The organism is Actinokineospora sp., assembly GCF_050699995.1.
In the GTDB taxonomy this organism is placed as follows: domain Bacteria; phylum Actinomycetota; class Actinomycetes; order Mycobacteriales; family Pseudonocardiaceae; genus Actinokineospora.
This window is the reverse complement of the sequence record NZ_JBOHGC010000391.1, coordinates 1-8,940: the sequence shown is the minus strand read 5'-3', so window position 1 is coordinate 8,940 and position 8,940 is coordinate 1. Positions and strand designations below refer to the sequence as shown.

Annotated in this window: 10 protein-coding genes; 5 read left to right on the top strand and 5 right to left on the bottom strand. The window is 70.3% G+C overall.

Annotation, left to right across the window (positions count from 1 at the left end):
* Positions 1 to 429, bottom strand: a 429-nt coding sequence (locus ACRDSQ_RS19195; RefSeq protein ID WP_431422964.1) for a (d)CMP kinase, incomplete at its 3' end; no start/stop codon positions are given.
* A gap of 140 nt (positions 430 to 569) precedes the next feature.
* Between ACRDSQ_RS19195 and ACRDSQ_RS19190 the strand changes: the two genes are divergently transcribed.
* Both ACRDSQ_RS19190 and ACRDSQ_RS19185 read left to right on the top strand, forming a co-directional pair.
* Entirely contained in the window at positions 570 to 995 is a 426-nt protein-coding gene (locus tag ACRDSQ_RS19190; protein WP_431422963.1) for a nitroreductase family deazaflavin-dependent oxidoreductase, read from the top strand.
* Positions 992 to 2,071 carry a winged helix DNA-binding domain-containing protein gene (locus tag ACRDSQ_RS19185; RefSeq protein ID WP_431422961.1) on the top strand — a complete coding sequence of 360 codons (1,080 nt, stop codon included), beginning with the start codon at positions 992 to 994 and terminating at the stop codon, positions 2,069 to 2,071. Before ACRDSQ_RS19190 ends, ACRDSQ_RS19185 begins: the two co-directional genes overlap by 4 nt.
* Positions 2,072 to 2,109: 38 nt before the next feature.
* Here the strand turns inward: ACRDSQ_RS19185 and ACRDSQ_RS19180 are convergent, their stop codons facing one another.
* From ACRDSQ_RS19180 to ACRDSQ_RS19170, 3 genes are all read right to left on the bottom strand, one after another.
* Positions 2,110 to 2,529, bottom strand: a complete 420-nt coding sequence (locus tag ACRDSQ_RS19180; protein ID WP_431422960.1) for a CBS domain-containing protein — start codon at positions 2,527 to 2,529, stop codon at positions 2,110 to 2,112.
* Between the two features lie 70 nt (positions 2,530 to 2,599).
* Positions 2,600 to 3,757, bottom strand: coding sequence for a kynureninase (locus ACRDSQ_RS19175; RefSeq protein ID WP_431422958.1), 1,158 nt, complete (start codon positions 3,755 to 3,757; stop codon positions 2,600 to 2,602).
* Positions 3,754 to 4,599 (bottom strand): tryptophan 2,3-dioxygenase, encoded by an 846-nt coding sequence (locus ACRDSQ_RS19170; RefSeq protein WP_431422957.1) that lies wholly within the window; start codon positions 4,597 to 4,599, stop codon positions 3,754 to 3,756. The genes ACRDSQ_RS19175 and ACRDSQ_RS19170 overlap by 4 nt, the downstream gene beginning before the upstream one ends.
* A gap of 45 nt (positions 4,600 to 4,644) precedes the next feature.
* On the opposite strand from ACRDSQ_RS19170, the gene ACRDSQ_RS19165 reads away from it, so the two are divergent.
* A complete protein-coding gene (locus ACRDSQ_RS19165) occupies positions 4,645 to 5,838 on the top strand; it encodes an RNA-guided endonuclease InsQ/TnpB family protein (RefSeq protein WP_431422955.1) in 1,194 nt (397 codons plus the stop codon).
* Between the two features lie 22 nt (positions 5,839 to 5,860).
* On the opposite strand, the gene ACRDSQ_RS19160 is transcribed toward ACRDSQ_RS19165, so the two are convergent.
* Complete coding sequence (locus ACRDSQ_RS19160) at positions 5,861 to 6,661, bottom strand: PaaX family transcriptional regulator (RefSeq protein ID WP_431422953.1); 801 nt, start codon at positions 6,659 to 6,661, stop codon at positions 5,861 to 5,863.
* A 75-nt stretch (positions 6,662 to 6,736) separates the two neighbouring features.
* On the opposite strand from ACRDSQ_RS19160, the gene ACRDSQ_RS19155 reads away from it, so the two are divergent.
* Together ACRDSQ_RS19155 and ACRDSQ_RS19150 are read left to right on the top strand one after the other, a co-directional pair.
* Positions 6,737 to 7,585 carry an LLM class flavin-dependent oxidoreductase gene (locus tag ACRDSQ_RS19155; protein ID WP_431422952.1) on the top strand — a complete coding sequence of 283 codons (849 nt, stop codon included), beginning with the start codon at positions 6,737 to 6,739 and terminating at the stop codon, positions 7,583 to 7,585.
* On the top strand, positions 7,582 to 8,940 hold a 1,359-nt coding region (locus tag ACRDSQ_RS19150), incomplete at its 3' end, for an FAD-dependent monooxygenase (RefSeq protein WP_431422951.1). The genes ACRDSQ_RS19155 and ACRDSQ_RS19150, both read left to right, overlap by 4 nt.

Genomic DNA, 8,940 nt, shown 5'->3' with positions numbered 1-8,940 from the left:
GAGGTAGACCTTGAGCCCGGCGTCGGGGGCGACGACGGTGCCGATGTCGCGGCCCTCGACGACGATGCCGCCGAGCGTGGCGCGGACCTCGCTGATGATCTGCCGCTGCCGGGCGACGAGCAGTTCGCGCACCTTCGGCGCCGCGGACACGGCCGAGACCGCGAGCGTGACCTGCTGGCCGCGGATCTCGGTGGCGACGTCCTGGGAGCCCAGGTGGACGATGGCGCGGTTGGGGTCGGTGCCGACGTGCAGGTCGGTGGCCTCGGCGACGCGGCGGACCGCGGTCACGTCCGCCGGGTCCACGCCCGCGCGAAGCACGGCCAGCGTCACCGCCCGGTACATCGCGCCGGTGTCGAGGTAACCCGCGCCGAGCGAGGCCGCGAGCCGACGCGCTACGGTGGATTTGCCGGTGCCCGAGGGTCCGTCCATCGCGACGACTCCACGAAGCTGACCCTGTCCCACCGCGGCATCCTCCTGCTGATTTGTCCCAGACCAGTGCTCCATTCTGCCTGGCCCCTCCGGCGGGCCGACGCCCGGGCGATGTCGGTGGGCCGCGATACGGTCGTGGCATGACCGAGATCACGGACAGCTCGACCGGGTGGGTGGCCAGGCACATCCAGCGCTACGTCGAGACCGACGGCGCCGACGGGTATCTGTTCAACGGCTATCCGACACTGCTGCTGACCACGCGCGGGCGCAAATCGGGGCAATCGCGGCGCACGGCGCTGATCTTCGGGGAGTCCGACGGCCGCTATCTGCTGGTCGCGTCCAATGGCGGCGCGGTGAAGCACCCGGCCTGGTATCTCAACCTCGCGGCCGAGCCTGAGGTCACCGTGCAGATCCGCGGAGAGGTGTTCGCGGCCCGCGCACGCACCGCGACTCCTGAGGAGAAGCCCGAGCTGTGGGCTGCGATGGTCGAGGTGTTCCCGACGTACGAGTCGTACCAGCGCAAGTCGCCGCGCGACATCCCTGTGGTCGTGCTGGAGCGGATGTGATCAGCACTCGCGCGCTGAACCGGGCGACGCTGGCCCGGCAGCTGCTCCTGGAGCGCTCCGACCTGGGCGCCGTCGAGGCGGTGGAGCACCTGGTCGGGTTGCAGGCGCAGACCCCGCACACCTGGTACGTGGGTCTGTGGTCACGGCTGCGAGACCTCACGCCGTCAGCGGTGTCGGACGCCTTGGAGTCGCGGGAGCTCGTGCGGATCGCGCTGATGCGCTCGACCATCCACCTGGTCAGCGCCGCCGACTGCGTGCGCCTGCGGCCACTGTTGGCCGGGATGCTGACGAGCGCCACGAACGCGATCTTCGGCATACGCCTCGCAGGCATCGACCGCGGCGAGTTGCTGGCGGCGGGCCGCTCGCTGTTGGAGGAGCAGGCCATGACGTTCGGCGAGCTGGGCAAGGCGCTGGCCATGAAGTGGCCCGACTACGACCCGTTGGCGCTGGCCCAGACCGTGCGTGGCGACACGCCGCTGGTCCAAGTCACCCCGCGGGGGCTGTGGGGGCGGTCGGGCAAGGCCGCGCACACCACTGCCTCGCGCTGGCTGGGGGATCTTGAGGTCTCGGAGCTGACGCTGGCCGGGATGGTCCGGCGGTACCTGGGTGCTCTCGGCCCGGCGTCGGTGAAGGACGTGCAGACGTGGTCGGGGCTGACCCGGCTTTCGGAGGTGGTCGAGGGGATGGACCTGGTGACCTTCACCGACGAGAACGGCAGGGAGCTGTTCGACTTACCCGACGCGCCGCGCCCGGACGAGGACACCCCGGCCCCGGTGCGGTTCCTCTACGACTTCGACAACCTGCTGCTGTCCCACGCCGACCGGTCGCGGGTGGTCACGCCACGGGTCAAGGAGCAGAACTTCGACCCGCACGGGCCGATCCCCCGGTTGGTGCTCGTCGACGGTGTCACGGCGGGTGCGTGGACCACAGAGATCGGGAAGGAGCGGGCGGTGCTGCGAGTGCGTCCGTTCGATCCGTGGCCGGTCGCGGCGCGGGATGAGGCTGAGGCCGAGGGGGCTCGGTTGCTGGCGTTCCTGGCGGGGGACGTCGAGGACCAGCGGGTGGAGACCGGCTGAGCTGCCTTCGGCGTCCCGAAGGCGGCTCAGCGCGGGGGTTATCTGGCTGCGTAGACGCTTTCCACGAACTGGGCGATCTGGTCTTCCGACAGGTGCCTGCCCACGTCGGCCTCGCTGATCATCCCGACCAGGCGCTTGCCCTCAAGCACCGGGACGCGGCGGATTTGGTGGGACTGCATGGTGCGCAGCACCTGGCTGATGTCGGCGTCGGCCATGACGCAGTGTGGGGCGCCGTTGGCCAGGTCGGACGCCTTCATGTCCGCCGGGTTCTTTCCCTCGGCGCAACACTTCAGCACGATGTCCCGGTCGGTGATGATCCCGTGCAGCCGGTCGTCGTTGCCGCAGATCGGCAGCGAGCCGACGTCGAGATCGCGCATCATCCGCGCGGCCACGAGCAGGCTTTCGTCCTCGTTGATGCACTCGGCACCGGCATGCATGATGTCGCGAGCGGTAGTCATTCGCGGCTCCTTCCGCTGGGTGGTCACGACCCTCCCAGCGTGCCCCCATCACCGTCACACGGCGACTCGATCACGCGCTGACCTCGCCGAACGCCGCCATGGCCGCCCGCAGCTGGTCGTCACGCAGGTAGGGCGCCGGTCCGAAGCGCAGATGCTCGCCGCGACTGTCGGTGAGCACTCCGCGCTCGGCGAGTGCGCGTTGGCACTCGGCCGCGCGCGGTGTGCGGATGGCGAGGAAGCCGCCGAAGCGGGTGCGCGAGGAGCGGTCGCGGGTGGCCACCGAGGGGGGCAGGTGGAGGTCGTCGAACGCGGTCGCGAGCAGGGTGGTCTGGCGCAGCGAGATGTCGCGCAGCACCTTCGGGGTGAGGCCCTGGTCGGCGAAGAAGTCGATCACCGCACCGGCCCGGTAGTGGCTCGTCGGGTCGTAGGTGGAGCCGGCGAACCTGGTCGGACCGGGCCCGTAGGTCACCCGGGTGGGGTCCTTCTCGTCGGCCAGCGCGTCGAACTCGGCGAACCAGCCGGTGACGACCGGGCGCAGCCGCTGGGCGTGCGCGGGCATCCGCAGGAAACAGTTGCCCTCCCCCAGTTGCAGGTACTTGTAGCCACCGCCGACCACCCACACGTCGGTCAATCCCGCGTCCGGCAGCGACATCGGGACGACCCCGAGCGCGTGATAGGCGTCGACCAGCAGTTCGACACCGTGCCCGGCGCAGGTGAAGGCCACGCCGCCCAGGTCGGGGACGATGCGCGAGGTCTCGAACAGGACCGACGACACGAGCACGGCCGCCGTCGACGAGTTCACCTCGGCGGCCAGCCGTTCGGCCAGCGTGTCGGCGGGCAGCGCGGGCACCTGGACGACCTCGATCCGCTCCTCGGCGAGTCGGGCGAGCTGGCGGCGCAGGGTGTGGAACTCGCCGTCGGTGGTGACCAGCCGCGGCCGGGAACGCAGGTCCAGCGCGGAAAGGAACCGCACCACGAGCTCGTGGGTGTTCGACCCGAGCGCGATGTCGCCGAAGGGGTCGTCGAGCAGGACCCGGTACCAGTCGCGCAGCTTGTCGGCCTTCGCGAACGCGCGTTCCCACTTCTCGTCCACAGTGGACGCGGCGTCCTCGAACGCCTCGATCTGGCCCTCCAGCGCCACATCCGGCCACGCCTGGTGGGAGTGGCCGGTGAGCAGCAGCCGGTCGGCGACCCGGAATCGGCTGTAGTGCGCGGCCAGGTCGCTCACAGTTCGCTCCGCACGGCCCACAGGTCCGGGAACACCGGCTGGAACAGGGTCTTGCGCAGGTACGCGGCCCCGGGCGAGCCGCCGGTCCCCGGCTTGTCGCCGATGGTGCGCTCGACCATCTTCACATGTCGGTAGCGCCACTCCTGCAGTCCCTCGTCGAGGTCGACGAGGTGTTCGGCCACTGTGGACGGACCGGAGTCGTCGGCATAAACCTGCAGGAGCACCTTCTGCAGCCCCGGCGAAGGCTCCACCGGCCGGCGGACGTCGCGTTCGAGCAGGTCGACCGGGACGGCGTAGCCGTGGGAGTGCAGGTAGCCCAGGAACGAGTCGAACACCGACGGCCGCGACATCGCGCCCTCGATCTGGGCCCGCTGCGCCCCGCCCTGCGGATAATGGGCGAACGCGCGCTCGTCGCGCCTGCCCAGCACCGCCTCCAGCTCGCGGAACTGCGCCGACTGGAAGCCGCTGGACGCGTCGAGGCGGGCCCGGAAGCTGGTGAACTGGCGCGGCGTCATCGTCTCCAGGACGTCGATCTGCGCCACGATGACCTTGAAGATGGTCAGCACCCGGCGCAGCACGCGCACCGCGTGCGGGGTGTGCCCGGACTCCAGCACCCGCTGCAGTTCGGCGAGTTCGTGGAGCAGTTGCTTGAACCACAGCTCGTAGACCTGGTGGATGACGATGAACAGCATCTCGTCGTGCTCGTCGGAGCGCGGCCGCTGCGCGCCGAGCACCTCGTCTAGCGCGAGGTAGGACGTGTACGTCAACGACGCCACCGTGTCAGCCTGCTGGGTATCGACTGACGTGCTCTGCTCGGCATGCCCCGTGGTGTCTGCTTTCAACTCTGCCTCCTAGTTTTGTCAGTGCTGGTCATTAGGTTGATTGGCATGTCCCGCTTCCGCCTTCAACCGACACCCGCCCAGGAAAGGGCGTTGTTGGAGCACTGTGGGCATGCGCGGTTCGTGTGGAATCTCGCAGTGGAACAGCACGCCCACTGGAGGCCGGGGCGCAAGGCGGCACCGGGGTTCACCGAACAGTGCCGCCAGCTGACGCAAGCGCGGGCGGCGAATCCCTGGCTGGCCACCGGGTCGGTGATCGTGCAACAGCAAGCGCTGAAGGACTTCGCTCAGGCGATGGCCAACTTCTTCGGCCGTACCCACCGGCGCCCGACCTGGCGCAGCCGAGGACGTGCCGAGGGTTTCCGGATCGTGGCGGTCAACTCGACCGATCTGCGCCGAGTATCGCGCAAGGTCGGCGAGGTCCGGGTGCTCAAGGTGGGTTGGGTGCGGTTCCGCTGGTCGCGCGCGGTCGCCGATGGGGTGAAGTCCTACCGGGGCAGCCGTGATCGGGCGGGGCGTTGGCATGTGGCGTTCGCCGTTGCTCCCGCCCCCATTCCGGCGCCGGACACCGGTGCGGCGGTGGGTGTGGATCGTGGTGTCGCGGTGTCGGCGGCGTTGTCCAGTGGGGAATTGCTGTGTGTTCCCACTCTCCGAGACGGCGAAAAGGCTCGGCTGCTGCGGCTGCAGCGCAAGCTTGCCCGGGCACAACGCGGTTCCAACCGGCGCGGAAAGGTCAAGAAGGCGATCGCGAAGCTCAAGGCCCGCGAGAGCGACCGACGTAAGGACTGGGTGGAGAAGACCAGCACCCGTCTGGCGCGGGAGTTCGACGTGATCGGCGTCGAGGACCTCAAGATCAGCAACATGACCCGGTCGGCGAGGGGCACGATGGACGCCCCAGGTCGGGGTGTGCGGCAGAAGGCCGGCCTGAACCGCGGAATCCTCGCCAACGGGTGGGGTCTCCTTGTGACCCGGTTGGATCACAAGGCCCCCGGGCGGGTACTGAAGGTCGATCCGCGGTTCACGAGTCAGCGTTGTTCGGCATGCGGGACTGTGGATCGGGAGGCGCGCGAGAGCCAAGCCGTCTTCCGGTGCCGGTCCTGTGGTTTCGCGTGCAACGCCGATGTGAACGCGGCATTGAATATTCGACTCGCGGCAGGGCATGCCGTGACTGCGCGGGGAGGCCCACCGTTGGGTGAGCCGGTGAACCGTGAACCTCAACGCGACCTCCTCCCTGTGCGGTAGTTGCGAATGAAATCCCCGGCCCTCAGGCGGGGGAGGATGTCAATCCGTTGAAGTGGCGCTGCGCTTGTGGCGCGAGCGCCGGGTAGGCGTGGTGGAACAGCGTCACGGCCGCGGCCCGGCAGGGCGGCGGCGCGACGAGATCGGCGGGCAGCTCGGGGTCGAGCAGCGCGAACTGGCGGTAGGTGTGCATCAGCCGGACCCGCAGCTCGAACGCCGAGCGCGGGTCCTCGGCCTTGGCATCACCGAATTCGGCGACGAAGGACTCGTAGCGGGCCGCGAGGGCGTCGAGGTCCCAGACCCGGGGCACGAAGGCCGCGAAGTCGGGCACCTGGGCGGGCTCGCCGACCATCACCCCAGCATGCGCGCTCACGTCGAGCTGGTCGAGTAGAGCGGCCACCTCGGCGGTGCGGTCGCGTGGGGCAAGCCAGGTGCCGTCCTGCACGGAGCCGAACCCGAGGAACCGCAGCCGGGACACCAGGCGGGCGCGGGCGACCCGCTGCGACTCGGGGATCGCGTGCCACAGGATGGTCCACGGGCCGGGCGATCCGTCGCGGCCGAGGCTGAAGATGCGCCGGTCGCCCTCGGCGAGCACGGCGGCGGCGCGCGGGGTGACCGTGTAGAAGACCATCCGGCCGTCTTTGACCCGTTCGAGCAGGTCACGGCGGACGAGCCTGGTCAGCGCCACCCGGGCCGCGCCCTCGGTGAAGCCGAATTCACCCAGCAGGGCGACGAGCCCGCCGGACCACACGGCCGCGCCCTCGTGGGGGCCGACGTGCGCTCCGAGAATGGTCAGGACGAGGTCCTGCGGCGCGGGTTCGAACACAATCGGAGCATAGTTGACACCTCAGCTGGGTCAACCGTAGGGTTTTTCGCAGGACGTGACCGCGGCCACAAGGACGTGACGCTGGTGAAGGTCGGTATCGGACTCCCCAACACCGTTTCGGGATGTGACGGGACGACGCTCGTCGAATGGGCCCGGCGGGCCGACGGCGGGCCGTTCTCCACGCTCGCCGTGCTCGACCGGGTGCGCTACGACAGCGTCGAGCCGTTCGCGGCGCTGTCCGCGGCGGCCGCGGTGACCAGCCGGATCGGGCTGGCGACGATGATCGCGATCGGGCCGCTGCGCGGTCCGGCGATGCTCGCCAAGCAGGCGGTGTCGGTCGACGCGCTGTCCGGTGGCCGGTTCACGCTGGGCCTGGCGGTCGGCGCGCGGCTCGACGACTACGACGCTGCCGGTGTCGACCACCGCACGCGCGGCGCCGCACTGTCGACTCAGCTCGCCTATCTGCGTGGCGAGTTCGACTCGGCGGGCATCGGGCCCGCGGTTCCGTTCGGGGCCAAGGGAATCGAGTTGCTCGTCGGCGGCACGAGCGGCGCGGCGCTGGCCCGGATGGCCCGCTACGGCGACGGCTACGCCCACGGCGGCGGACCGCCACGCGCATTCGGTTCGGCCGCCACCAAGGCCCGCGCCGCGTGGCGCGACCTCGGCCGCCCCGGCGCCCCCGCCTTGTGGGGTCAGGGATACATCGCGCTGGGCGACGCCGAGCGCGGCCGCGACTACCTGCGCGACTACTACGCCTTCACCGGGCCGTTCGCCGAAAAGATCGCCGCGGGCGCGCTGACCAGCGTCCGCGAGGTCAAGGACTTCGTGCGCGGCTACGCCGACGAGGGCTGCGACGAGCTGATCCTGTTCCCCACGGTGGCCGACCTCGACGACCTCGACCGCCTCGCCGAGGCGCTGTCATGAAGGTCGCCATCGTCGGAGCCGGACCGGCGGGCCTGTACCTGGCGATCCTGCTCCGCAAGGCAGGGCACGAGGTGTCGGTGCTCGAACGCAACGCGCCGGACGCGACCTTCGGCTGGGGCGTGGTGTTCTCCGAGGAGACGCTCGGCGCGCTGCGCGACGCGGACCCGGCGACCCACCTGGAGATCACCGACTCGTTCGCCCAGTGGTCCACTGTGGACATCCGGTACAGGGGAAAGCTGCTGCGCTCGCGGGGACACACGTTCTCCGCGATCGCCCGCAAGCACCTGTTGTCGATCCTGCAGCGTCGGGCCACCGAACTCGGCGCGGACCTGCGGTTCGGCGTCGAGGTCGACGAACTGCCCGAGGCGGATCTCGTGGTGGCCGCGGACGGCGCCAACAGCCGGGTGCGCACGCGGGACTTCCGCGCGTCGGTGAAGCCGCAGGGCTGCAAGTACGTCTGGTTCGGCACCGACCTGGTGCTCGACTCGTTCACGTTCTCCTTCAAGGAGACCGAGTTCGGCCTGTTCCAGGCGCACGCGTACCCGTTCGACGAGAACACGAGCACGTGGATCGTGGAGTGCGCGGAGCCGGTGTGGCGGCGGGCCGGGCTGGACACGATGAGCGAGACCGAGAGCATCGCGTTCTGCGAGAAGCTCTTCGCCGACGACCTCGGCGGCCACCGGCTGATGTCGAACCGGTCGCTGTGGCTGGACTTCCCGCTGGTCCGCTGCGCGAGCTGGCACCGCGGCAACGTGGTGCTCCTGGGCGACGCGGCGCACACCGCGCACTTCTCAATCGGCTCGGGCACGAAGCTGGCCATGGAGGACGCGATCGCGCTGGCCACCGCCCTGGCGCGGCACAGCGACCTCGGGGCGGCGCTGACCGAGTACGTACTGGACCGCCAGCCGATGGTGGAGCGGTTCCAGCAGGCGGCGGGAGAGAGCGCCGCGTACTTCGGCCGGACCGCCACCTACACCGGGTTCGAGCCGGTCCAGTTCGCGTTCAACCTGCTGACCCGCAGCGGCCGCGTCTCGCACACGAACCTCGCGCAGCGCGACCCGGACCTGATCCGGGTGCTCGACGCATGGTTCGCCTCGGGCACGTCGATGGTGCCGGGCGCGGTCGCCCCTCCCCCACTGTTCGCCCCGCTGCGCCTGGGTGCCACGACGCTGCCGAACCGGCTGGTCGCCGAGGACGACTCGGTGCGCGCGGCGCGGGCGGGCGCGGGGCTGGTCCTGACCGGTCCCGTCGCGGTGTCGCCCGAGGGCCGGATCTGTCCGGACACACCGTTGTCGCCGGTCACCAACATCGGTGACCTGCACGAGGCGGGCGCTTTGGTAGGCCTGCGGTTGACC